This window comes from Thermophagus sp. OGC60D27, from assembly GCF_052400625.1.
GTDB lineage: Bacteria > Bacteroidota > Bacteroidia > Bacteroidales > Marinilabiliaceae > Thermophagus.
Genome location: NZ_JBQTGH010000001.1, coordinates 145,501 through 169,776, shown reverse-complemented (window position 1 = coordinate 169,776; position 24,276 = coordinate 145,501). Strand labels below are relative to the sequence as shown.

21 protein-coding genes and 1 tRNA gene are annotated in these 24,276 nt (G+C 39.1%); 11 read left to right on the top strand and 11 right to left on the bottom strand.

The genetic code is table 11. The annotated features are described in order from the left end of the window. Positions 1-6: 6 nt before the first annotated feature. Positions 7-729 (top strand): 2-phosphosulfolactate phosphatase, encoded by a 723-nt coding sequence (locus tag ACT29H_RS00665; protein WP_444819661.1) that lies wholly within the window; start codon positions 7-9, stop codon positions 727-729. Positions 730-792: 63 nt separating this feature from the next. Here the strand turns inward: ACT29H_RS00665 and ACT29H_RS00660 are convergent, their stop codons facing one another. Next, positions 793-966, bottom strand: a complete 174-nt coding sequence (locus ACT29H_RS00660) for a hypothetical protein (protein ID WP_444819660.1) — start codon at positions 964-966, stop codon at positions 793-795. A gap of 709 nt (positions 967-1,675) precedes the next feature. Between ACT29H_RS00660 and mutS the strand changes: the two genes are divergently transcribed. Further along, positions 1,676-4,297 carry a DNA mismatch repair protein MutS gene (gene mutS / locus ACT29H_RS00655; RefSeq protein WP_444819659.1) on the top strand — a complete coding sequence of 874 codons (2,622 nt, stop codon included), beginning with the start codon at positions 1,676-1,678 and terminating at the stop codon, positions 4,295-4,297. A gap of 56 nt (positions 4,298-4,353) precedes the next feature. Here the strand turns inward: mutS and ACT29H_RS00650 are convergent, their stop codons facing one another. Further along, the gene (locus tag ACT29H_RS00650) at positions 4,354-6,261 is read right to left on the bottom strand and encodes a methyl-accepting chemotaxis protein (RefSeq protein ID WP_444819658.1); all 1,908 of its coding nucleotides are present in this window, start codon (positions 6,259-6,261) and stop codon (positions 4,354-4,356) included. Positions 6,262-6,532: 271 nt separating this feature from the next. Next, positions 6,533-6,617, bottom strand: a tRNA-Leu gene (locus tag ACT29H_RS00645). A 407-nt stretch (positions 6,618-7,024) separates the two neighbouring features. On the opposite strand from ACT29H_RS00645, the gene ACT29H_RS00640 reads away from it, so the two are divergent. The 5 genes from ACT29H_RS00640 to ACT29H_RS00620 all read left to right on the top strand — a co-directional run bounded on the left by ACT29H_RS00640 (position 7,025) and on the right by ACT29H_RS00620 (position 14,186). Beyond that, on the top strand, positions 7,025-8,107 hold the full coding sequence (locus ACT29H_RS00640; RefSeq protein WP_444819657.1) for a 3-oxoacyl-ACP synthase III family protein: 1,083 nt from the start codon (positions 7,025-7,027) through the stop codon (positions 8,105-8,107). A gap of 357 nt (positions 8,108-8,464) precedes the next feature. Continuing rightward, complete coding sequence (locus ACT29H_RS00635; RefSeq protein ID WP_444819656.1) at positions 8,465-10,495, top strand: cytochrome c biogenesis protein CcdA; 2,031 nt, start codon at positions 8,465-8,467, stop codon at positions 10,493-10,495. Between the two features lie 671 nt (positions 10,496-11,166). Next, positions 11,167-12,489 (top strand): OmpA family protein, encoded by a 1,323-nt coding sequence (locus ACT29H_RS00630; protein WP_444819655.1) that lies wholly within the window; start codon positions 11,167-11,169, stop codon positions 12,487-12,489. Then, a complete protein-coding gene (locus ACT29H_RS00625) occupies positions 12,486-13,769 on the top strand; it encodes an OmpA family protein (protein ID WP_444819654.1) in 1,284 nt (427 codons plus the stop codon). The genes ACT29H_RS00630 and ACT29H_RS00625 overlap by 4 nt, the downstream gene beginning before the upstream one ends. Before the next feature lie 39 nt (positions 13,770-13,808). After that, entirely contained in the window at positions 13,809-14,186 is a 378-nt protein-coding gene (locus tag ACT29H_RS00620) for a thiol-disulfide oxidoreductase DCC family protein (RefSeq protein ID WP_444819653.1), read from the top strand. On the opposite strand, the gene ACT29H_RS00615 is transcribed toward ACT29H_RS00620, so the two are convergent. The 6 genes from ACT29H_RS00615 to yihA form a co-directional block, all read right to left on the bottom strand. Beyond that, positions 14,173-14,718, bottom strand: coding sequence for a DUF4924 family protein (locus ACT29H_RS00615; RefSeq protein ID WP_444819652.1), 546 nt, complete (start codon positions 14,716-14,718; stop codon positions 14,173-14,175). The two genes, ACT29H_RS00620 and ACT29H_RS00615, sit on opposite strands and share 14 nt — an antisense overlap. Before the next feature lie 42 nt (positions 14,719-14,760). Beyond that, complete coding sequence (locus tag ACT29H_RS00610; protein ID WP_444819651.1) at positions 14,761-15,162, bottom strand: RNA-binding S4 domain-containing protein; 402 nt, start codon at positions 15,160-15,162, stop codon at positions 14,761-14,763. Positions 15,163-15,167: 5 nt separating this feature from the next. Continuing rightward, positions 15,168-15,731: an aminoacyl-tRNA hydrolase gene (gene pth / locus ACT29H_RS00605; protein WP_444819650.1), complete on the bottom strand. Its 564-nt coding sequence runs from the start codon at positions 15,729-15,731 to the stop codon at positions 15,168-15,170. A 214-nt stretch (positions 15,732-15,945) separates the two neighbouring features. Then, a complete protein-coding gene (locus ACT29H_RS00600; protein ID WP_444819649.1) occupies positions 15,946-16,524 on the bottom strand; it encodes a 50S ribosomal protein L25/general stress protein Ctc in 579 nt (192 codons plus the stop codon). A gap of 98 nt (positions 16,525-16,622) precedes the next feature. Beyond that, complete coding sequence (locus ACT29H_RS00595; RefSeq protein WP_444819648.1) at positions 16,623-17,561, bottom strand: ribose-phosphate pyrophosphokinase; 939 nt, start codon at positions 17,559-17,561, stop codon at positions 16,623-16,625. A 125-nt stretch (positions 17,562-17,686) separates the two neighbouring features. Then, entirely contained in the window at positions 17,687-18,280 is a 594-nt protein-coding gene (gene yihA / locus ACT29H_RS00590) for a ribosome biogenesis GTP-binding protein YihA/YsxC (protein WP_444819647.1), read from the bottom strand. A gap of 85 nt (positions 18,281-18,365) precedes the next feature. Between yihA and ACT29H_RS00585 the strand changes: the two genes are divergently transcribed. The 3 genes from ACT29H_RS00585 (at position 18,366) to lysA (ending at position 22,106) form a co-directional block, all read left to right on the top strand. Beyond that, a complete protein-coding gene (locus ACT29H_RS00585; protein ID WP_444819646.1) occupies positions 18,366-19,370 on the top strand; it encodes a type I phosphomannose isomerase catalytic subunit in 1,005 nt (334 codons plus the stop codon). 254 nt (positions 19,371-19,624) lie between these two features. Beyond that, positions 19,625-20,935: an aspartate kinase gene (locus ACT29H_RS00580; RefSeq protein ID WP_444819645.1), complete on the top strand. Its 1,311-nt coding sequence runs from the start codon at positions 19,625-19,627 to the stop codon at positions 20,933-20,935. A 16-nt stretch (positions 20,936-20,951) separates the two neighbouring features. Then, entirely contained in the window at positions 20,952-22,106 is a 1,155-nt protein-coding gene (gene lysA / locus ACT29H_RS00575; protein WP_444819644.1) for a diaminopimelate decarboxylase, read from the top strand. A gap of 75 nt (positions 22,107-22,181) precedes the next feature. Here the strand turns inward: lysA and ACT29H_RS00570 are convergent, their stop codons facing one another. Beyond that, a complete protein-coding gene (locus tag ACT29H_RS00570) occupies positions 22,182-22,481 on the bottom strand; it encodes a Dabb family protein (protein ID WP_444819643.1) in 300 nt (99 codons plus the stop codon). A gap of 232 nt (positions 22,482-22,713) precedes the next feature. On the opposite strand from ACT29H_RS00570, the gene ACT29H_RS00565 reads away from it, so the two are divergent. Next, positions 22,714-23,430 (top strand): 3'-5' exonuclease, encoded by a 717-nt coding sequence (locus ACT29H_RS00565; protein ID WP_444819642.1) that lies wholly within the window; start codon positions 22,714-22,716, stop codon positions 23,428-23,430. Between the two features lie 41 nt (positions 23,431-23,471). Here ACT29H_RS00565 and ACT29H_RS00560 read toward each other — a convergent pair whose 3' ends face one another. Then, positions 23,472-24,275, bottom strand: a complete 804-nt coding sequence (locus ACT29H_RS00560) for an alpha/beta fold hydrolase (protein ID WP_444819641.1) — start codon at positions 24,273-24,275, stop codon at positions 23,472-23,474. Between the last annotated feature and the right edge of the window lies 1 nt (position 24,276).

Here is a 24,276-nt window from a genome sequence, read left to right as displayed (position 1 = left end):
TTTGATGTGAATATAGATGTTATCTTTTCGTATTCTGAAGTGTCGGCCAATCGGATTGCCGGCCGTACCGTGGTTGTTATTGATGTGTTGCGTGCCACCTCGCTAATGGTAACGGCCCTGAATAACGGCGCTTCAAAAGTAGTGCCGGTGTTAACGCCCGAGGAGGCATTCCATTATAGAGAGTTACACCCGGAGAATGTTCTTCTTGTTGGAGAGCGAAGTGCCAATCCCATTGAGGGGTTTGATTATGGAAATAGTCCTTTGGAGATGTCCTCCCTTGTGGTAGAGAATCATATTCTTGTAATGACGACCACCAACGGTACCCGTGCTATACGGGCAGCAGAAGCTGCAAATGACCTTTTTATTGCTGCTTTTCTGAATGCCAGATCGACTGCAAAAGTTTTGGAAAACTTCGATGAAGTTACTCTGATTGCTTCAGGCAGCAACGGAAGCTTTACAATGGAAGATACTTTATGTGCGGGGTATATTATTGATATAGTGCAATCGCAAATGGGAAAATCACTTTTTTTGTCGGATGCGGCACTGGGGGCTCATCAATTATTTATCCATGCCCGAAACGATTTGCATGGCATGGCCTCACTGGGAAGACACTATCAATTACTTAAGAGTAAGGGTTTAGAAGACGATCTGTCCTATTGCTTCCGGAAGGATTGTATTGACCTGATCTGCTTCCGGGAAAACGGTAGTATTTTTGCCGGAAAACAATAGAAAATTAACCGCAGACGGTTACTTCGTGAGGAGTAACCGTCTGCGATGTATTAAAGTAAAATCCTATCCTTCCACTTTTTTATTGAAAATAATGTGGGCAAATATTCCACCTATAAGTAAAAGCATTGAAACGATTAGATAAACATTGTCGGAATAACTGTTTTTTGCATAAATGCCTAATATTACCACAGCCGCCAGAATCATTAATACTCCCAGGTTTTTTAGAAGATATTTCATAGTGTAAAATGTTTGATTGTTGTTCGTTTTAATTGAAATGCGAAGATAAAAATATTAATTGATTCCAATAATTCAAAATCATAGAAAGCGAAAAGCTTTTTAGTGATTTGAAAATTATTTAGAGGTATCGTTAAAATTTTCCCTCAAAAAGGTCGTAAGCGTGATCTTACTTTGATGTTAAAAATTGGTGGATTTCTTTTTAATCCTTTGTTCTTAACCTTTTCTCCTAAATTCGGAAGTCAAATTATCGTTGTCTAAAAAGTGATAATACAGCCATTTAGGCTGCTGTTATTATTTGTGTTATTCAGTCACATCTGGGCATGCGATTGAGTCGCATCGAAGGATGAAGCCAAATTGTACCAATATATCAATAAAACTATAAGACTTAACAGTTATTTCTTAAACCCTTAAGCGTATGCATTGTTAATTGACGGAGGTTCTTCCAAAAAGATAAGCATAACCAAGAAAGCTCGTCGCAACAAGAATATGTATAAACTAAAAGTCATGCGAGTTCCATTCGACCAATAACTTAAATTTATACGGATGCATGTTTCTCATTCATTTCCTCTGCGAAATAACAGGTGTTGGTTAATTTTTATTGGATATCTTGTCTTTATAAATAACCTGGTCTATGCGCTCATAAAATCTGATGATCAATTGTTATCTTTGTCGAATGTAATCCCGAAGTTGAATTAAAAAGATAAAACCATTGGCTAAATCAAAAAAATCCGTTGTAGAAACACCTTTGATGAAGCAATATTATAGCATTAAAAATAAATATCCCGATGCAATATTGCTTTTCAGGGTAGGAGACTTTTATGAAACATTTTCGGATGATGCCATCAAAACATCCGAAATATTGGGTATTACTCTTACTCGGAGGGCCAATGGCTCTGCATCTTCGGTCGAATTGGCCGGATTTCCTCACCACGCTCTTGATACCTATCTTCCCAAGCTTGTAAGGGCTGGACAACGAGTGGCTGTTTGCGATCAGCTTGAAGACCCCAAGCTGACCAAAAAGATTGTTAAACGTGGAGTTACCGAATTGATAACTCCCGGGGTGGCCATCAGCGACAATATTCTGGAGCATCGTGAAAATAATTTTCTGGCGGCGGTGCATCTTGAAGATAAAAGTGCCGGCGTGGCTTTCCTAGATATTTCTACCGGCGAATTTTTGACGGCTGAGGGACCCTATGACCACATAGAAAAGCTTATTGCGAGTTTTAAGCCGAAAGAAATTTTGTTCGAAAAAAGTAAAAGAGGACTCTTTACCGATACTTTTGGTCCACGGCATTATACCTATGGCCTAGACGATTGGGCTTTTACTCCTGATGCGGCTCGAGATCGACTGTTGAAGCATTTTCAGACTAAATCGCTGAAAGGATTTGGCATTGATCATCTCAAACTTGGGGTTGTTGCAGCAGGGGCTATTTTGCACTACCTTGATTTAACCCAGCACCATCAAATCAGACATATTTCCGGTATTTCCAGAATTGATGAGGAAAAATATGTCTGGCTGGATCGTTTTACTATCCGTAATTTGGAGATTTTTTCATCAGTGAATGACGGGGGGCGCTCATTGATTGATATTATAGACAAAACGGTGACGCCAATGGGGAGTCGATTGCTGAAGCGGTGGGTGGCATTACCTTTGAAAGAAACCGCACCAATTCTCGACCGTCAGTCAGTTGTGGAGTATTTTTTTAAAGATCCGCAGTTTAAAATGGATCTGGAAACTTATCTTCGACCTGTGGGCGACCTGGAACGGTTGGTGTCAAAAGTGGCTGCCGGTCGCATTACGCCTCGAGAAATGATGCAGTTGCACAATGCTCTGAAATGTATTACCCCTATCCGTCAATTGTGTTTGTCGGCCGAAAATGATGTTCTTAGCCGCATGGGCGATCAACTGAATAGTTGTGATACTATTCGTGATAGAATCGAAAAAGAGATTGTTCCTGACCCGCCCAGTGCTCTTAACAAAGGGAATGTTATTCGAGAAGGTGTTTCTGCTGAACTTGATGAAATCAGGAATATTGCTTTTTCCGGAAAAGATTATCTGAATAAGTTGCAGCAACGTGAAATTGAAAGAACCGGTATTCCCAGTCTGAAAATCAGTTTTAATAATGTTTTCGGATATTATATTGAAGTACGTAATGCCCATAAAGATAAAGTTCCTTCCGACTGGATAAGAAAACAAACACTCGTTAGTGCAGAGCGTTACATAACGGAGGAATTGAAAGAGTATGAAAGTAAAATACTAGGGGCCGAGGAACGCATTTTGGTTTTGGAAACTGAGCTATACAATGGTTTGGTTGTGGCCTTGTCTGAGTTTATACCGGCGATTCAGCTAAACTCAAATATATTGGCCCGACTGGATTGCCTTCTTGGATTTTCATCATTGGCTGCCGAGAATCATTATGTTCGCCCTGTGGTAAATGATGGTGAAGAAATAGATATTCATGCTGGTCGTCATCCTGTCATCGAAAAGTTGCTTCCGGCAGGTGAAGAATATGTTCCCAATGATGTTTATCTAGATAATGATAGCCAGCAAATCATGATTATTACGGGACCTAATATGGCTGGTAAATCGGCCTTATTGCGTCAAACCGCGTTGATTGTTTTGCTCGCACAAATTGGAAGTTTTGTCCCGGCAGAGAGTGCCAAAATAGGGGTGGTGGATAAAATATTTACCCGTGTCGGGGCATCAGACAACATTTCATTGGGAGAATCCACTTTTATGGTGGAGATGAATGAAGCCTCCAGCATCTTGAATAATTTGTCTCCACGTAGTCTGGTCCTTTTTGACGAGTTGGGAAGGGGCACAAGTACTTACGACGGAATTTCTATCGCCTGGTCGATTGTGGAGTATATTCACGAGAACACTCGTGCGAGGGCAAAAACTTTGTTTGCTACCCATTATCATGAGCTTAATGAAATGGAAAAATCTTATCCTCGATGCCGCAATTATAATGTATCGGTAAAGGAAGTGGACAATAAAGTTATTTTTCTTAGGAAATTGGTCCCAGGAGGTAGTGAACACAGTTTCGGGATTCATGTAGCCCGGATGGCAGGTATGCCCCCCAGTGTGGTGAAAAGAGCGAATGACATTCTGTCCGAACTGGAGGATAGTCACCGCCAAGGAGGTATTTCAAAACCGGTGGAGGATTTAGCCAAGCATCGCGAAGGGTATCAGTTGAGTTTCTTTCAGCTTGACGACCCGGTGTTGAAGCAGATCAGAGACCAGATTGTAAATCTGGATATAAATAATCTAACACCGATGGATGCTTTAAATAAATTGAATGAAATAAAGCGTATTGCCGGACTAAAATAAACCTTTTTTAAGGGTAAGTAGGTTTATTGTAAAAACCTACTTACTCCTTAGCAAGCCTACTTAACTTTGAAGTAATGGGTTAAATTATCCAAGTTTTTTGACTGAATATTTAATCCATCTGAACTTGCCGATAACTGTTCTGCACTGGCTGCATTTTCCTGAGTCATGCCGTTGAGTACTTCAATGGCCGAGTTGATGTGTTGAGCTCCGGTGTTTTGCTCGGCACTAGCAGTTACCACTTCATTCATCAATTCGATTGTTTCTGAAATCATAGGGGCGAGTTCACTCATTAAATCTTTGGTCTCAGCAGCGGTTTCAATTCCTTTGGATGATAATTTATTGATTTCTTGTGCGGCCTCTTTGCTTCGTTCTGCAAGCTTTCTGATTTCAGCGGCAATCACAGAAAATCCTTTTCCATGGTCACCTGCTCTGGATGCCTCAACAGCAGCGTTTAGAGCGAGGAGGTTTGTTTGGCGAGCAATGTCATTGATGATTGAGATTCGGCTAACAATATCTTCCAAAACGGTTCTTGCTTTAGCGCCCTTTTCGTTGCTTGCCTTAATCCTGAAGGAGAGCTCTTCCAGAAACTTTCTTGTTTTTTGAGCGTGATTGTAAGTTTGGGTAGTGCTGGCAAGGGCTTCTTCCATCGATGAGGAGATTTCTTCAATGGAAGCGGCTTGTTCATTAGCCCCGTTGGAAATATTTTGTGCTCCGGAGTTGATTTGATGACCAGCCATTTGAATGGTATTTGCCCCCATAATAATACTACCGATAATTTCATTAAGTTTTTTACGCATTTGTTCAAGTGACCGGGCTAGATCGCCTAGCTCATCCTTTTGTCTTGCAAGGATCGGCCGATTCAGGTTGCCTAGCGCTATGGTCTGCGCATCTGTCACTCTTTGACCTATACTTTTGTAAAAATAGCGGCTGAAGAAAATTGCCGAAAGAAGGGATAGTGCCAAAACCATAAAGCTTGTAAAAATAAGAGACGACTGGGTAATTGTCGCATTGGTAGCAATTTGTTTATTGTTTTTCTCTATGGTTGAGTTGGTCTGTACAATAAGATCCTGAAAAAGGAGAGAAAGTTCGTCAATGGTTGGCAGGGTGACGTATGAATAGATGCTGTCAGCTTTGGCCATGGCATCCAGCCGGTGATCATTCCAGCCTATTATTTTATCGAGTATTGCTAAAGTTTTTTTTGCATGAATTTTAGATTGATTGTTAAATATGGTTTTGGCATGTGCAGAATTGCCACTCTTTAGAGCTTTATTGATTTGGACCGCCGATGCATGAAGCAACTCGTGAGGCCGATATAACTGTTCTATCCAGGATACTAATTGGGGATCGTTTTTTATCAAGGAATTAGCATTTTCTGAGTGGAGCCAACGACCAAGGGTACAGGCCTTTTCGTTAAGTTGTATCTGATGGTTGGGGCTCTCTTCTAAAATGCTGCCTTCTAGGCTATTCATCCATGCTAGGTGGGCAATTTTTACGTGATTCAATTGCTTTGATAGATTATGATCTGCCTGGCTGAACACATTGCCAATTTGCCTAGCCGATTGATGCAGTTGAAGGTGCGGTTTTTCAAATTTTTCGAGAATTGAGGATAGCTCAGGAACCAGTTCTTCTGCTTTTTTACGTCCTTCGCCATAGTACCATTTCCCAAATTCACAGAGTTTATGGTTTGTTTCTACGCTGAGGTTGGTTACATTATCATCGGTTAAGAGCCGGTTCACTTTTGCGACCCATTGCAAATGGGTTGTATGGTAATGCTTAATGTCATTCTGAAGCTGTCCTGATGACTGTATCTTTTCCGTATCCTTGATGATGCTGTAAATGCCTTTATTGGCAATGATTGCTAATGACAAAATAAATAGAGAAATAAGTCCGAAAGTGAGCCTGAATTTTATTTTTATTCGGGCATCATTCCATTGGCGAAGCAAGAAGATTATCCTCCGTCTCATAGGTTTACAATTTATTAGTTCATTTTTTTGTGTTTGTAAAAGGGGATTGAGGGGAGGGCGAAAATTATCAGATGCTAAATTAAAAAACATTCGACGGGGGCGTCTTAAAAAGCTGTTTGAAGAAGGCGTAAATATATTTTTATTTGAATTACTTCAGGGCAATAAATAATTTATGCCAAAAATAATGTTTCCAAAACGACCAATCTTTTTATGTTAGCAATCTAAATAAAAACAAAGCTCTATGAAAAATGTATCATAGAGCTTTGATGTGTACCCGGAGCGGGACTTGAACCCGCACAGCCGTAATGGCCACAGGATTTTAAGTCCTGCGTGTCTACCAATTCCACCATCCGGGCCGATGGTAAATTTGTTGCTTTTGCGGTGCAAATATAGTTTTTTCTGGGTTTACCTACAAAAATTGAACATTAGATTTTTGTGCGTAAATGCGATTTGAAGTCTGGAAATTTATATGGTCTTGATTGAGCGTTAGATATCAAACTGAAAATAGTGCGTGATGGTCGTATATAATTTTTCTTTTTCCTGAAATGCGGATGTATATTGGTTGTTAACCCGATAGTGGGCTATATAAATATTTGCGATAAATATTTTTTTGTGCTGAGAACAAAATGCTTGATTTGGCGTTTTGATTGAAAAATGTGGTGAGTGGTAATATGGTGGGGCGAATGGAAACGATTTGTATTTATACCTGTTTTAAAAATTTGTTCCTTTGCTGCAGGAATATTAAAAAAAGTAAGTACTAAAAATGGATAAACAGTTGTATTCAGTAATCACAGGAACTGGCTCATACGTTCCTACTCAAGTGATTAAAAATGATGATTTTTTGCAAAATAGTTTTTTTTCTGCTGCAGGTGAACCTGTTAAAAAGACAAATCGGGAAATAATAGATAAATTTAAAGAGATAACGGAAATAGAGGAGAGACGATATGTGGAAGACCAATTTGTTGCATCTGACATAGGGGCCTTTGCTGCTAGAAAGGCACTGGAATCGGCCAACGTTGATCCTGAAACGCTTGATAAAATTATTGTAGCGCATAATTTTGGAGATATTAGTAAAAAGACTCTTCGAACTGATATTCTTCCTTCACTCGCCGCCAAAGTCAAGCACAAACTGAGAATTCAAAATCCTTTTTGTGGGGCTTATGATGTTTTGTTTGGTTGCCCAGGCTGGATTGAAGCCGTTATTCAGGCTGATTTTTATATCAAAGCAGGTGCCGCAAGAAAGGTTCTTGTGATAGGGGCTGAAACTTTGTCTCGGATTTCCGACCCCCACGATGTTGACAGTATGATCTATTCGGATGGGGCGGGAGCAGTTATTCTAGAGGCTCGTCAAAGCGAAAGCCCCGTGGGTATTATTTCACATATTTCGCGTAGCGATACATTCGAGAATGCATGGTTTCTTCATATGGGGCCATCCTATAATCCGGAATTGGATCAGAAGGAGCAATTTTTAAAAATGAATGGTAGAAAAGTTTATGAATATGCTCTTAATACTGTTCCTGCCACGGTTAAGAAAGCAATAGATGATGCCAAAATTGACATAGCGGATGTAAAGAAGGTATTGATTCATCAGGCCAATGCTAAAATGGACTACGCTATTTTGAAGCGCTTGATGAAATTATATGGTCTACGTTCCGTGCCTGATAATATTATGCCCCTAACAATTGGCTCTTTGGGGAATAATTCTGTAGCCACTGTTCCGGTTCTTTTTGATTTGGTTATGCGGAACGAATTGAAAGATCATCGTCTACACAGTGGAGACCATTTTGTTTTTACTTCGGTTGGTGCAGGAATGAATATTAATGCCATCGTATATAAAATGCCTTGATAGGGAAAAATGGCTTGTTTTTTGTATACTATTTTTTCACCTAGTTGGGTGATGTGCCTTGAACCATTTTGGTTTTAAGGCTTTTTATTTTGGCCTACATATCTAAAAATATACATATTTAGAAATTGATGAATGGGAGTTTGTTGAAATAGAAATGAGGAGTACCCAAGATGCTAGTGGTATTTTATTTTTCGGAAATTTATATCTTTCCAGTTTTTAAAAGGAAAAATATGAATTAGAGATAAAGAGTGTTTCGGATCGCTCTTTCTTGACTATGGCCCAAATGAACCCTTCAATATTATGATGAGTTAAAGAAGAATTACTTACGCAAATTAAAAGTGTTAGATTAGTATTGTTATGAAAAAACAAAATCTGTTACTTATTCTGCTTCTTTTTTGGAGTGCGTTTTCTGCCTATTCTCAGGTTTTGGAACCTGTAAAATGGAGTTTCTCGGTGCGCTCTATTTCGGATACCGATGTTGAAGTGATAGCAGAAGCTACTATTGATGAAGGTTGGCATCTTTATTCGGTGAACCTGCCTGAAGATGGCCCCGTCCCAACGTCTGTGAATCTTGTGTCATCCGACGATTTTGAACCAATAGGGGAGATCCGGGAAGAGCCTGCACCCGTTACAAAGTTCGACAATACATTTAAGATGGAGCTCTCATGGTTTTCCAATACTGCAAAGCTCACCTTGCCGGTAAGGCTTAAATCATCCGATGTCCATGTTATTGAAGGTTATGTGGAGTTTATGGCCTGCGATGATGAACAGTGTCTGCCTCCTGATCGAATAGATTTTTCTTTAACCATAGATAAGGCAGGAGTTGATATAGGTGGAGGAGGCCAAGTGACACCAACGGCTGCCACCTCAGGAAAGGATCAACAAATCATAGTTCAGAAGGAAACTGTTGAAGTATCCGAAAAGGGAGATGTCGATTCGGAAGAGGTTGGAGAACGTGGCAATTGGGCCATTTTTTGGATCTCATTTCTGGGAGGATTAGCAGCTCTTTTGACGCCCTGCGTATTTCCGATGATTCCTATGACGGTGAGCTTCTTTACTAAGCAGAGCAAAACAAAAGCTACCGGTATAAGAAATGCCTTATTATACGGTATTTCTATAATTGTCATTTATGTTATTCTTGGGACAGTGGTGACAGCACTGTTTGGTGCCGACGTACTCAATAAGTTATCTACCGATCCATGGTTTAATCTGTTTTTTGCGGCTTTACTGATTATTTTTGCCGTCTCGTTTTTTGGAGCATTCGAAATTGTTCTTCCTTCGTCATGGGTTAGTGCCGCTGATAAAGGGGCCGATAAGGGAGGATTGTTAGGAATTTTCTTTATGGCCTTTACCTTGGCGTTGGTATCTTTTTCATGTACCGGACCTATTGTGGGTACCTTGATTGTGCAGGCCGCCTCGGTGGGAGGCATGGCCCCGGTAATTGGTATGTTAGGTTTTTCTTTGGCATTGGCTTTGCCTTTTACTTTGTTTGCTGCTTTTCCCGGCTGGCTTAATTCTTTACCCAAGTCGGGAAGTTGGCTGAACTCGGTTAAAGTTTTTCTGGGGTTCCTGGAACTGGCGTTTGCTTTTAAGTTTTTGAGTATAACAGATATGGTATTAGGGCTTCATATTTTGGAACGCGAAGTGTTTATTGCCATTTGGATTACTATATTTGGTGCCCTTGGATTCTATTTGATGGGGAAAATCAGACTTCCGCACGATTCCCCAATGGAGCATCTTCCGGTTTCCCGTATGATGTTGGGCTTAGTCGTTTTTGCGTTTACTATATACATGATTCCGGGGCTTTGGGGGGCACCGGTTAATCTGATCAGCGGATTTCCACCTCCAACCAATTATGCCGAGTCACCCTATGGTGTAGGAAACCGGACTCCGGGAAGTGGAGGCGCTCCTGCGGTTTCTCTTTCTGAGGATATGCATCTGGGCCCTCAGGGAATTCCGGCATTTATTGACTATGATAAGGCGTTGGCCTACGCGAAGCAAGTGAATAAACCGTTACTTCTCGATTTTACCGGGAAGGGGTGTACTAATTGCCGGAAAATGGAAGATGCCGTTTGGTCGGATCCAACGGTCAAAAATATGTTGACCAACGATTTTGTTTTGACGTCGCTATATGTAGATTTTAGAGAAGAGCTTCCAGAAGAAGAGAAATATGTATCACCTGTTACCGGGAAGAAGATTAGAACGGTGGGTAACAAATGGAGCGATTTTCAGATTTCTCGCTTTCAAAAAAACAGCCAGCCACACTATGTTATTTTGGGCCTTGATGAGGAAAAACTTGTTCCTGACAGGGGCTATAACACCGATATTGAGGCTTATCTTAATTGGTTGAAGAGGGGCTTGAGTGCTTTTGAAGAACAACAAGAGTGAAAAGTTGCAATGCTTTAATAACAAGTTGTATAATGAATTAAATGCAGAAAAAATGGACCTCTTCGCGTGAATCTCACGCTAAGAAGTCCATTTTATTTTTGTTTGATATACGATTCCAAAATAATTTCCTTTCTTCAACCAAGCAGATTATTGAATGTGTCTTTCATCATTCTGCAACCGCTTTGTTATTACGATTACATGTTGTTGTTCAAACTTATCTCAACTGTCAGTTTAAGGTTATCCCTAATGTTGGTCATTCTTTATACACGATCTCTGTAAAACTTATGCAAGGTTCCGTCATAACCTTTACCGGTCATTGATATAACCTTTGAAAGCGAAAAATAATTTTTTCGTCTATCTCAAAATTTGAGCTTTGCCATATTTATTTGTTCTCCTCTCTCCAATGAAATTATAGGATTATTCTGCCTAGATTATAAATAAAATTCTTCTTTCTCTATGCTTTCTGACTGTAAACTGTTTTACTTTAATCTATACTAATCATTAGTTGGTAAAAATTTCCTTTACGCTGCTGGTTTTTAATTTTAGATTTGGTTAAGGTTTTAATTGCGAAGAATTAGTATATCCAAATTTAAAAAATGGATATGTGAATTTTAGACCATAGACCTGAATGTTCTCGGATTAATATTGACATCATTAACCAAATCAGAAACATGAAACATATTTTACTAGCTCTCATTATAATAATAGTTCTATTTGAAGGGATCGGGGAATTAGTTGCCCAGCAAATAGATTTTTATAATCTTGAGGAAGAGCAACTTTACAACCCTGACAAAAAGTATAATACCTGGTCTGTGACGGCCGGCTTCGGCCCGGTAGTTTATTATACTGATGTAAATGATTATGCCCTATTCCCATCCTCACACTGGCGCTTTGGACCATCTTTTTTGGTTAGTAAACAGTTTGGCAGACCTTGGTCTGTTGATGCTCAGTTTTTGACAGCAGATCTGTATGGGGAAAAGAATACCCGGTACTTTTCTGGGAATTTTTATGATTTATCCTTAAATCTGAATGTGAGTATCAATCAGTTGGTGCTCTTTGGCCCCATTCGTGACCGCCTTAATATATATGGTAAAATAGGACTGGGTGTTAATTACTTTAGAGCGCGCCAGAGAAGTCTAAGCACCGGAAATTGGATAACGGTAGGAGAGGTTCATAGCGGGACACCAGGTTATCCTCGTCCTTATGGTTGGGCTGAGACCGATTATCTGGCCATAGGATATGATAGACAGAACCCCGAAGAAATAACAGATCGCAGAAGTGAGGTGGTGGTTCCCATTGGTTTGGGAATCGATTACAGACTTAATAAAAGCTTTGATGTTGGTTTTGAGCTTACCTTAAGGAATCTTACTCAGGATAATTTGGATGTCAATCTCACGGGTGCCGATAATGATTCATACATGGCCGCACTTTTTACTTTGACATATAAAATAGGCAAAAAGAATAAGCGGCATTCTTTGTGGACCTATAAAGATTTTAATCTGGCCTATGAAAGAGAACGGCAAAAACAGCCCTTTGGGCGTGAGCTTGATTCATTGCGTCAGAGACTTGATTATTTGGCCGCAAATGATTCATCAGTTACAGATACAACATTAATTTATAATGAAATTGTAGAACAACGCTATGTATTGGTTGCATCTGTATTCTTTGGTTTTGATAAGACGGAAATCACATCTGAGGCTCATAGGACAATTGCAATAGTTGCCCAGTTTATGAAAGAAGATGAGAGTCGGAAAGTGATTGTACAAGGTTACTGCGATGAGCGAGGATCTGACGACTATAATGTTAAGTTAAGTCAAAGGCGATGTGATGCCGTGGTCGACGTCTTGGTGAAAGATTATGGCATTGACCGGAGCCGCTTCGAAACTGAACCTGTAGGAGAGAATGAACTACTATCCAATACCAAGGAGCTTGCGCCAAATGGTGTTCATATGGTCAATCGTCGTGTAGATATTTTCCAAAAAATTGAAGAATGAGACTTTCTGTAATAATTACCCTACTAATTTTTAGTGGTACTGTAAGTGGGCAAATCGCAGAAAAAAAAGGGTTTATTAAAACCCCCGAAATGATATATTCCTTTGGTCAGAAATATAACACATGGTCAGTGGGAGTGGGGTTTGGTCCAGTTTTTATGTATGCCGATCAACGAGGATACACCATTATTCCGGATGAAGATATTCACTTTGGTCCTTCTGTTTTGTTAACTAAACATCTGGTACCTGCTTTTGGCTTTGAGCTTCAATATCTCCAGGCAGATATGTCAGGCAAGGAAGGTCGGTACGGATTTGAAGGAGACTTGCTCGACTTTTCCATTAACGGGATTGCCATATTGAATCAAATGTCTGCACATCCCGGACCGATAAATGATCACTGGAATTTTTATTTGAAGATTGGTGTGGGGGCAACTTTGTTTCGTAGTCGTTTGCTTTTCAGTGAGACCGGAGAAGTGGTACAGCGAAGTGACCTATACGAAACTGCCAGTTCTGAATATGTGGTGCTTGGATATGATAAAAATGATTACCGCAAGAAAAAACCTCGTCAATCGGAGATTGTGATGCCTTTCGGATTAGGGGTAATGTACCGGTTAAACAACCGATTTGATGTGGGTGTGGAAAGTATTTTACGCTTCTCAACGTCAGACAATCTGGATAATATATTAACCGGAGCTACCAATGATCGCTATTTGTTTACATCACTAAATGTGAGCTACAAATTGGGTGATAAGGATCGTCGCCATGTGCGGTGGACCTATCGTTCGGAAGGAATGGATTTACTTGGAAGGAAACAGAAGGATAATTTTGAGGATGAGGTAAGAAGGCTTGCCGATGAAATGGCGTTGTATGAAGCAAATAGGCCTGTGAAAAAAGATTCTGTCGTAATATCTGAAACTTTGAAGATTATTTATGATCGTTATAATGTCAGAACCCTTTTCTTTCCGGAAAGAAAATTTAGATCCTTTAGTCCAGCCGATCAACTGTTGATGGGGCAAATGGCGGTGCAATTGCATAATTCATCTGACAAGAAGTTGTATCTATATGGTTATTACCATTCCGAGAATGAGAGCCTAGATGCTGTTGAAGAGAGTCTAAATCAATGTAAGGCAGTTAAAGACTTTATGGTTAAAAATTTTGGGATTGATCGTTCAAAAATAGAGATTATTCCCAAAGGGACCGATGATCCGATCTTTTCAGAGGGGGATTTATCTTCTAGAGTACATGAAATGGTGAACAGAAGGGTGGATATGGTGTTAAAGTAGTAATGATTACTTTAAGGCGTTGATCGATTAGGAGATAAAATGAAACCAATAACAGTGATTTTTGATGGTTATTGCGTGTTGTGTAGTGGTTTTGCCAGGTGGTTAAAGAAAAGGAGCGGAGATTCGATGTCGTTGATTTCGGCACAATCGGGTCCAGGTATTCTGTTGATGCATCAATTGGGGCTAGACTTGAATAACTTTGATGAAGTAGTTGTTAAAACGAAAGAAGGATCTGTATTATCAGGTTCTTCTGCAATTCTTTATATTCTGGAACATTCTGGGAAAACCGGGCATTGGTGTGGACGCATTTTAAAGTTTTTTCCCTCTTCATTCCTCAAATGGGGCTATCGTATGGTTGCAAAAAACCGTTACCAATGGTTTGGGCGCCGTGCTACTTGTACTTTTATTCCGGATTAAGTTCACCTTTTTGTTCTTGTCGATATTTGGCTGATAACAGGGATAAAGATTTTCCAAATATGGTTAAGGCTTCCTTGGTGGCATCGGTTATTTCCGTTCCTTGAAGTTTAAGCATAAAAGCATTATAAAGAGCGGCCAGCATCAGTTCGATATCATGTCGGGGGGTTGGTTTCATTTTTTTTTCAAGCTCTTTAATGTGCGGAACGGCCTTCATAAATTGATGCTGATAAGCCATTTCTTTGGACGAGTGCATAAGTTTGAGATGAAGGTTGTTCATGTCGTTAATTATATTGATCAAGACTTGAAGGTGACCTTTCTGTTCAATCTTTTCATTTTTTATCATGAAAACTAGGTTTTCATACCAATCAAAAATTTCTTTTTTGACATTTTCGGGTTGTTCGTATTGCGATATGATGGTCTTCTCAATTTTCGCCATGTCCAGATCGTTTGCGCGGATGAGATCTTCAATCTGCCACATATAGAGGATATATCCTGCGATATCGTTTTGCTTTTTATGTTTTGAAACAATCATTATTAGAGAGAAAAATAGGTTTTATGTTGAATATTATGGTGATTAATCAAAGAAATTCCAACCTTTGTCATTCAGGTTGTCCAGTTCTCTGCGATCTTTTTTTGTAGGTCGTCCGGTTCCTTTTGGTCGGTTCATTTTTTGTGTAAGATGAGCCATTTCCAAAAGTTCCAGTTCTTCTTTTGGAGTAACATCTTCAATGAAACCGTCAACGAGTTTTGCTCCCATTCTTTTTTCCGACAAATTGAGAACTTTGTAAGTCTTTATAGCCGGAGGTACTTTGATGGAAATTTTATCACCACAACGAATCAGTCGAGAGGATTTTACTGGTAAGTTGTCGATGAGTACCCTTCCTTTTTTGCAAGCTTCGGCGGCCAGACTACGCGTTTTGAAGAGTCTGACAGCCCACAGGAATTTGTCAATTCGAACCGTTTCTGACCTATTCATAATAGTTATTTGTTATTATATTGGCTCATGGTTTGGGCTAGGCCGATAGTTCCAAAGGCTTTAATGATTTCGCCGGCCATTTCAATGCGTTCGGGAAGTTGGGCGGCTTCATCTGACGACCATCTTCCCAAAACATGTTCAATTTGGCGTCCCCGAGGAAAATCATTCCCTATACCAAATCTTAACCGTGCATAGTTGTTATGTCCCAGTACTTGGTTGATGTTTTTTAATCCGTTATGTCCGGCATCACTACCTTTGGCTCTTAATCTCAAGGTGCCAAAAGAAAGTGCCAGATCATCCAAAACAATGAGTAACCTTTCCGCAGGAATTTTTTCTTTTTTCATCCAGTAGTTGACAGCCCTGCCGCTAAGATTGACATATGTGTTGGGTTTCAATAAAATAAATATTCGCCCTTTATATTTATATTCTGTAATAGCCCCATATCTGACGTCATCAAAATCAAGTCCTTCTTGTTTTGCGATGGCATCTAGTATGTCAAACCCAATGTTATGTCGGGTATGTTCGTATTCTTTTCCAATGTTTCCTAATCCTGTAATTAAATATTTCACTGTTTTGTCCTTATTATTTTTTGGAAGTAATAAGTTATGTAAATTTTTAAGAAGGGTTTTCATCTTGCAGTATTGATTTCTTCCGCAAAATTAGGTTAATCAGTTATTAACTCCTAATAGGAGAAGGTGAGATTTATATTTTGAGAAAAAATAGAAAAAACCTCCATATTGAGCCATATGGAGGTTTGATTTGATGAAAAGAAATATTGTAACTTTATGCTTCTTCTGCTGTTTGACCAGCGGCGCGTGCAGCCCGTGTCAGTTTAACCGATGCCACCACCTGATTGCTGGTATTGAGCAATTCGATGTTTTCAAAATTGAGCTGGCCAACCTGAATACTTTTACCAAGACCAAGGTTGGTAACATCAATTTCCAACATGTCAGGAATATCCTTGGTCAGAGCTTTAACTTTTAATTTCCGTTTTTCCAGTGTCAATTTACCCCCGGCTTTTACACCTACTGCCAATCCTTTTAGTTTTACAGGTATTTCGATAGTAATGGGTTTATCCTGAAATACCTGAAGAAAGTCAACATGAATGGCATTATCTGATACCGGATGAAATTGAACATCCTGAATAATGGCATCATACTTTTCACCCTCAACATCTAGATTCACCAAGTGTACCTTGGGCGTAAAAATCAGTTTGTTGAAATCTTTAAGCAACGCTGAAACATGAATGGTTTCTTTTCCTCCATAGATAACACAAGGAACTCTACCTTCCTTGCGGAGCTTACGGGTAGCTGTTTTTCCAAGATCTTCACGCTTGGTCGCTTTTAATTCAATTGTCTGCATTGTTTTTGTTTTTTATGTGTTACTCAAAATTAAGATTGTAATGTGAAACCTTAATTCCCCATCACACGAAGCTTTTTTGCGGCCGCAAAGGTAATAAATTAAATAACAAACTGCGTGCTAATAGATTGGTAATTATAAACTTTTTCTATAGTGTCTGCAAATAGTTGTGCAGCAGAGAGAACCTTGATTTTTTCCGACTTCCGACGTAAAGGAATTGAGTCGGTAACGTATAGCTCATCAATTTTTGAATTTTCAATATTTTCGTAAGCAGGACCACTGAGAACAGGGTGGGTGGCAAAAGCTCTGACACTTTTTGCTCCTTGATCCATCATCATATCTGCAGCTTTAGAAAGAGTTCCTGCCGTATCTACCATGTCATCCAATATTACAACATTTTTCCCTTCCACATCGCCAATGATACGCATTTCATCTACCACATTGGCTTTTGAACGGTGTTTGTGGCAAATAACCATTGGGCTATCGAGAAATTTGGCATAGGTGTTGGCTCTTTTGGTGCCTCCCACATCGGGGGAAGCAACTACTAGGTTGTCGAGGTTTAATTTTCGTATGTGTGGAACAAAAATGCTGGAAGCATAAAGATGATCAACCGGAATGTCGAAAAAGCCTTGTATTTGATCGGCATGCAAATCCATGGTAATGATTCTGTCCACGCCTGCGGTGGTGAGTAAATCAGCTACCAGTTTGGCCCCAATGGCAACCCTAGGCTTGTCTTTGCGATCTTGACGTGCAAAACCAAAGTAGGGAATTACAGCTACCAGTTTGTATGCTGATGCCCTCTTGGCTGCATCAATCATCATTAATAATTCGAATAGATTATCTGAGGGGGGAAACGTTGACTGGATAAGGAATACATGGGCTCCGCGTATGGTCTCTTCAAAGGCGGTGGTGAATTCTCCGTCACTGAATCGCATCACATTAATGTTTCCAAGTTCTCGTCCATTGCAAAGGCTGATTTTTTCGGCTAAATACCTAGTATTGGAACCGGAAAAGAGTTTGATAGGTGCTTTGGGTGGCATTTAAAATCCTGTTTTTCAGTTGTTTTATTAGGAATTGTCTGCCTGCAAAGATAAGAAAAATCAACTTTTATAAGTAGAAATACGGGGTTAAAGTTTTGCGGAACCCTAAAAATAATAGAGGATTTTCAGAGTTTGTTAATTTCTTGAATATAATGGAGAATTTCTTCTCTTCCACTTTTTGTGACAACTGAGGTGTAAAATATTGGTGGTAATATTTCCCAATCCAGGAGGAGACGTTCCTTATATACCTTGATGTTGTTTTCGAGCTGCAAGGGTTTTAGCTTGTCAGTTTTAGTAAAAACAATAGAAAAGGGAATGTTGTTTTTCCCTAAGTTTTGTATAAAGTTCAAATCTTGTTTTAGCGGAGCATGCCTGCTGTCAACCAAAACAAAAAGTGTGGATAAATTGGGGCGATCTATCAAATAGGAATTGATCATTTTTGTGAATTTCTCTCTTTCCGTTTTGGGTAGTTTAGCATAACCATAACCCGGTAAATCGACCAAATACCATTGGTTGTTGATGATATAATGGTTTATGAGTCTTGTTTTTCCGGGGGTTCCGGAGATTTTGGCTAAGCTTTTTCGTTGGCAAAGCATGTTCAACAACGATGATTTGCCAACGTTTGATCGGCCGATAAAGGCAAATTCAGGTTTATTAGGAGTAGGGCAGTCTTTAGGATGTGGACTGCTTTTCAAAAAACGTGCATCTGTTATATCCATTTTTATTTGCAAAAGTAGATAAAAATGGGGATAAATAGATGAAGTGATTATCTTTGTGAATTGGTGAAATAAAAAATCAACGACAATGGAAAAAAAATTATATCCCTTGAAATTTAATCCTATTTTCAAACCTAAAATTTGGGGTGGCACAAAGTTGAATACTGTATTGAGTAAAAATTTGGGAACAGCGCGTGATATTGGAGAAAGTTGGGAGTTGAGTGGTGTTGATGGGGATGTTTCGGTTGTATGCAACGGCTTTTTGAAGGGGAATACCTTGAATGAATTGCTCGAAATTTATATGTCAGAATTAGTAGGTGATAAGGTTTTTGAAAAATATGGCGAAGAATTTCCATTGTTGATAAAATTTATCGATGCCAATGACGACTTGTCTATTCAGGTTCATCCGAATGATGAATGGGCTGCAAAGCGTCATAATTCCTTTGGAAAGACGGAAATGTGGTATGTCATGCAGGCAGATGCAGGCTCATTTTTGATCAGTGGATTTAAAAAGGATACTAGCAGTGAGGAGTATCTGAAAGCTTTAAAAGAAAAAAGAGTGGATGAGTTGTTGCAGAAGCACGAAGTATCCCCCGGAGATGTGTTTTTTATTCCGGCCGGGAGGGTGCATGCTATAGGAAAGGGAATTTTACTTGCTGAAATTCAACAGACATCTGATTTAACCTATAGAATATATGATTATGATCGGAGGGATGCTCAGGGAAATACCAGAGAACTTCATACTGAATTGGCTTTGGATGTCATCGATTTTTCAGGAAACGGGCATTATAAGACGGAATATTCGGTGCGTCCCAATGAAACGACACGGATTGTTGAGTCACCCTATTTTGTAACCAGTCTGATAGACCTTAACGGGCATGTTCTGCACAAAGATTTTTATTATCTTGACTCATTCATTATTCTGATTGGAGTAGAAGGACATGCCGAAATTATTTACCATAACGATCAAAAGGAGAGTATTTCGATGGGGGAGACCGTGTTGATTCCTGCCGATTTGAAAGAATTTTCAATCCATACGGACGGAAAATGTAAATTGTTGGAGGTTCATTTGCCAGATGGTGAGAAAAAGTAATGTGTGAGAAAAATGTTGTGATTTGATTTAAAATTATAACTTTGCAGGCTGAAAAAGTGCTAAATTAATAGTGTTGGATTGCATATTACAGGATACCAATAACAATTAAAGGTTCAACTGGCTTGAATCTGGAAAGTTGTATAGGACCGGAGGAAGTACCATTTGATTAGTTTTTTTAGGACTGGTTTACTTCGCTTGGAATAAAAAGCTTACAATCCCGTCTGGATTCAAGGTGTTAATTAATTTTTGAGCAAATGAAGGTATTAAAATTTGGTGGAACCTCCGTTGGATCTGCTGAAAGGATGAAGGGAGTAGCAAGTTTAGTGACTTCTCCGGATAATAAAATTATTGTGTTATCTGCGATGGCAGGAACAACCAATAGTTTGGTTGAAATTGCAAATTATTTATATAAAAAGAATTACGATGGGGCCAATGAGGTCATCAATCGGTTGGAAAAAAGTTATCTTGATACCGTTAAAGATCTTTTTTCAGAGGAGGAATACCGAAAAAAGAGTGTTGAACTGGTAAAATCTCATTTTGATTATATCCGGTCTTTTACTAAAGATGTATTTACCGTATTCGAGGAAAAATCTATTTTGGCTCAGGGAGAGTTAATTACAACGGCTTTGTTTAACTTTTATCTCCAGGAAAAAGGGTATAATTCAGTGCTACTGCCAGCACTCGATTTCATGCGCACCAATAAAAATAATGAGCCGGATACAGTATATATTAGAGAGAATCTGCAGCGTCTTTTAAAAAGTGCTCCAAATAAACATTTGTATATTACTCAGGGGTATATCTGTCGTAATGCTTTTGGTGAGGTTGATAATCTGCAGCGCGGTGGAAGTGACTATTCCGCATCCCTTATCGGTGCTGCCGTTGATGCAGTAGAAATACAAATATGGACAGATATTGATGGGATGCACAACAATGATCCAAGGTATGTCGAAGATACCAAATCAATAGCAGAGCTTTCCTTTGACGAAGCTGCTGAGTTGGCCTATTTCGGAGCAAAAATTCTCCATCCCACCAGTGTGTTGCCTGCCAAACTTGCTAATATTCCGGTTCGATTACTTAATACCATGGATTCTAAGGCACCGGGAACAAGAATTACATCTTCTCAGCATAAGGGAAGACTTACTGCCGTTGCTGCCAAAGATAATATTACAGCCATTAAAATTAAATCGGGACGGATGCTTCTAGCTTATGGTTTTTTGCGGAAAGTCTTCGAAATTTTCGAAAGTTATAAGACACCAATCGATATGATTACGACCTCTGAAGTTGGTGTTTCGGTAACTATTGATAACGATCGTCATTTGGAGGAAATTGTCGATGATTTACGAAAATTTAGTACTGTTGAAGTTGACAGAGATCAGGTTATTGTGTGTGTGGTTGGTGACTTGGTGGCTGAGAACAATGGTTATGCCAACAGGATTTTTGAAGCATTGAAGGATATTCCCATAAGAATGATTTCCTATGGGGGGAGCGAGCATAACATATCTCTGCTGGTTCACGTTAAAGATAAGGTTAAAGCTCTTAGGGCTTTGAGTGCTAAATTATTTTGATTTTTCTCCTCATATCATGACTATATTTCCTACTGAAAAGTTTAAGGATCTTCGAACCCCTTTTTATTATTATGATATGTCTCTGCTGGAAGAGACTCTGGCTTTTATAAAGAGAGAGTCTCAGAGGTATGGGTTTCATATTCATTATGCGGTAAAAGCCAATGCCAACGACCGTATTCTGGAACGTATATGCCAGTATGATTTTGGCGTAGATTGCGTGAGTGGAAATGAGATGAAGAAAGCCTTGGAATTAGGTTTTCCTCCTGGTGGTGTTGTTTTTGCAGGGGTAGGAAAAACAGATTGGGAAATTGAAATGGGACTTGAAAATGACATTGCCTGTTTCAATGTAGAGTCTCTGGCCGAACTGGAGGTTATTCATGAATTAGCTCGAAAGGTGGGGAAAAAAGCACGAGTGGCCCTCAGAATTAATCCCAATGTAAATGCCAATACACACCATTACATAACTACCGGACTTGATGAAAATAAATTTGGAATTGGGATATCTGAACTTGAAAAGGTTGTAGAGGAGATGCGGCAGATGAAATACATTCAATTTCAAGGAATGCATTTTCATATAGGATCTCAAATTACGGATCTGGATAATTTTAAGGAATTGTGTTTGCGTATAAATGAATTGCAGGAGTGGTTTATTTCCCGACATTTGTTTCCCAGATTGATTAATGTGGGAGGTGGATTTGGTGTGGATTACCATGATCCGGATGGCATGCCTATCCCTGATTTCTACTCTTATTTTAAAGTGTTTAAAGATTTTCTGGAATTAAAACCCGACCAAGAGTTACACTTTGAATTGGGAAGATCTGTTGTAGCGCAATGCGGAAATTTAATTTCCAGAGTTTTGTATGTCAAAGAGGGGGTAAAAAAACGTTTTGCCATCCTAGATGCTGGGATGACCGATTTAATAAGACCTGCACTTTATCAGGCCAGTCATAAAATAGAAAATCTGGCTGATAGAGATGGAGAGAAAGTTAGATACGATGTTGTAGGCCCCATTTGCGAATCTTCTGACAGCTTTGGAAAAGCGCTTGATTTGCCAGAAATGAAAAGAGGAGATCTGGTGGCAATCAGAAGTGCAGGCGCTTATGGTGAAGTAATGGTATCTCATTATAATTTGCGAAAAGAACCCGGAACCTATTATTCTGATACCGTTTAAGAACTTACTACAGATGATAAACAAAGAGGATGGATAGATTTTTTTTCCGCTATGTTTATCATCTGTAGTTTTGTTTTAAACTTCATAATCAACGCAGGCGCGCTCAACTAGTATTTCTTTGATCATTGCCAACACCTTCAAATGTTCAGGATGAGTGGCATAAGCCTTAAGCCCTTCCATATCTTCGAATTCAGTGGTTAAGGCCATGTCATATTTTTCATTGTCATTGCAGTTGATTCCCACTTCTATTTTTTTCAGACTCTCAGTTTTGTCAATTAATGCTTCAAGATTGGTCTTGATCGAAAGGATTTGAGACTTCTTATTTGCTTCGTTTGTGGAGCTCTTGAATTTGAAAAGTACAATGTGTTTAATCATAGGATGTTAAAAATAGATTGAATCAAAAGTTTTTTTAGTGGTGTAAAAGTATAAAAAACATATTTTCTGAAGTGTTTCAAAGTGCTTGAAAAGGCAAAAAAATTATTATTTTGCATTTTGATTTTACCAAAAGTATGCAAAGATTATATTGCTTTTAATTCTATGCCTTATTTGTGCTAGAGCGATTGAAACTTGATTTTTATTGAGATAAATTATTCCAAAATTCTACGCCATGCTTAATGATATTCATCCTGAAAAGATAATGTATATTGATATTGAAACTGTGCCCCAGTATGAAAGTTTTGAAAATCTTGACGATACTATGAAGGCATTGTGGATTAATAAATCAGCCAAAACTTCGGGTGGCGATGTGCCGCCGGATGAGGATTATGCCAGAGCAGGTATTTATGCTGAGTTTGGAAAAATTATCTGTATATCGGCCGGAATTCTTAAGCCAGAACAGGGAGGACGTACTTTAAGAATTAAATCATTTTTCGGGCACGATGAGAAAATGCTTCTTCAAGATTTTTCTTCCGCACTGAAAAGTTTCACTTCAAAGCCCGGTACCAATATTTGCGGGCACAATGTTAAAGAATTTGATTTTCCTTACATTGCCCGAAGAATGATTGTGAATGGTTTACCGTTACCAGATATTCTTGATGTAGCTGGCAAAAAACCATGGGAGGTGAAATTTATCGATACTCTGGATCTCTGGAAATTTGGTGACTACAAGCACTATACCTCGCTTAATTTGTTGACACACATTCTTGGAATCCCATCCCCAAAGGATGATATTGATGGAAGTCAGGTGGCCAGAGTTTATTATGAAGATAATGATGTAGAACGAATCGCCAAATATTGTGAAAAAGATGTGTTGGCTACGGTGCAACTATTCCTTAGGTTAAAGGGGGAAGAATTATTGGATACAGAAAAAGTAATTTCTGTTTGAAATGTCTGATATTCATTGTATAAAATTTAACCGAAGCCTCTCTACTCATCCAGGAAATATCGAACGGTTTTGACAAAGAGTTCTTTCTTTTCGGCATGGACCCAGTGTCCGGCACCTGGAATGGAGACAATTTGTGAACCTGGAAAAAATTGATTGATTACCAGTGCATCTTCATCATGAATATAGGGGGATTTTTCCCCTCTGATAAAAATGGTTTCCGGCATTTTATGATTAGGTTTTTTTATCCCTGAAAAACCGTCCATGATTTCATCCATGTTATTCTTTAAGGCTTCAAGATTTAATTGCCAAAAGTATTTACCCATTTTATTTCTTTTCAGGTTTTTCATCAGAAAAGCCCTCAACTTTTGTGAAGGAAATGAAGCTTTCAGAATCTCATCAATGGTTCGTCGATCTGAATATTGGAGCGGATTTAATGATATTAATTCTTCTACGATTTTTTGATGGTCAGCGGTTACTTCTGCAAAATTGGAAAAAGAACGATACGATTTTGGCGCAATATCGACCACTATCAGTTTTTCTGTCATTTCCGGATGGTCCATACAAAAGCGCATTACTGTTTTTCCGCCCATACTATGCCCAAGAAGAATCGCTTTTTCTAGATTGATCTTTTTTAAAAGTTCATAAATGTCGCCTGACATTGCTTCGTAAGTTTGTTCCTCACTGTGAGGCGATCGACCATGGTTTCGCTGATCAACGAGGATTACTCTATAATCATTTTCAAAACTCTTGGCGACCGTCAACCAGTTGTCAGAAGATCCATAAAGACCATGCACGATAACAATGGTTTTGTTACCGTGACCTTTATCGCGATAGAAAAGTTCCATT

Excerpts from the sequence above, each read along its gene's own strand:
- ACT29H_RS00570 (WP_444819643.1), bottom strand. The coding sequence starts at position 22,481 with ATGATTAAACACATTGTACTTTTCAAATTCAAGAGCTCCACAAACGAA.
- lysA (WP_444819644.1), top strand. The coding sequence starts at position 20,952 with ATGACTATATTTCCTACTGAAAAGTTTAAGGATCTTCGAACCCCTTTT.
- ACT29H_RS00615 (WP_444819652.1), bottom strand. The coding sequence starts at position 14,718 with ATGATTGTTTCAAAACATAAAAAGCAAAACGATATCGCAGGATATATC.
- ACT29H_RS00630 (WP_444819655.1), top strand. The coding sequence starts at position 11,167 with ATGAAACATATTTTACTAGCTCTCATTATAATAATAGTTCTATTTGAA.
- ACT29H_RS00625 (WP_444819654.1), top strand. The coding sequence starts at position 12,486 with ATGAGACTTTCTGTAATAATTACCCTACTAATTTTTAGTGGTACTGTA.
- ACT29H_RS00565 (WP_444819642.1), top strand. The coding sequence starts at position 22,714 with ATGCTTAATGATATTCATCCTGAAAAGATAATGTATATTGATATTGAA.
- ACT29H_RS00580 (WP_444819645.1), top strand. The coding sequence starts at position 19,625 with ATGAAGGTATTAAAATTTGGTGGAACCTCCGTTGGATCTGCTGAAAGG.
- ACT29H_RS00560 (WP_444819641.1), bottom strand. The coding sequence starts at position 24,275 with ATGGAACTTTTCTATCGCGATAAAGGTCACGGTAACAAAACCATTGTT.
- yihA (WP_444819647.1), bottom strand. The coding sequence starts at position 18,280 with ATGGATATAACAGATGCACGTTTTTTGAAAAGCAGTCCACATCCTAAA.
- ACT29H_RS00585 (WP_444819646.1), top strand. The coding sequence starts at position 18,366 with ATGGAAAAAAAATTATATCCCTTGAAATTTAATCCTATTTTCAAACCT.
- ACT29H_RS00610 (WP_444819651.1), bottom strand. The coding sequence starts at position 15,162 with ATGAATAGGTCAGAAACGGTTCGAATTGACAAATTCCTGTGGGCTGTC.
- ACT29H_RS00595 (WP_444819648.1), bottom strand. The coding sequence starts at position 17,561 with ATGCCACCCAAAGCACCTATCAAACTCTTTTCCGGTTCCAATACTAGG.
- ACT29H_RS00635 (WP_444819656.1), top strand. The coding sequence starts at position 8,465 with ATGAAAAAACAAAATCTGTTACTTATTCTGCTTCTTTTTTGGAGTGCG.
- ACT29H_RS00600 (WP_444819649.1), bottom strand. The coding sequence starts at position 16,524 with ATGCAGACAATTGAATTAAAAGCGACCAAGCGTGAAGATCTTGGAAAA.
- ACT29H_RS00660 (WP_444819660.1), bottom strand. The coding sequence starts at position 966 with ATGAAATATCTTCTAAAAAACCTGGGAGTATTAATGATTCTGGCGGCT.
- ACT29H_RS00620 (WP_444819653.1), top strand. The coding sequence starts at position 13,809 with ATGAAACCAATAACAGTGATTTTTGATGGTTATTGCGTGTTGTGTAGT.
- ACT29H_RS00640 (WP_444819657.1), top strand. The coding sequence starts at position 7,025 with ATGGATAAACAGTTGTATTCAGTAATCACAGGAACTGGCTCATACGTT.
- ACT29H_RS00650 (WP_444819658.1), bottom strand. The coding sequence starts at position 6,261 with ATGAGACGGAGGATAATCTTCTTGCTTCGCCAATGGAATGATGCCCGA.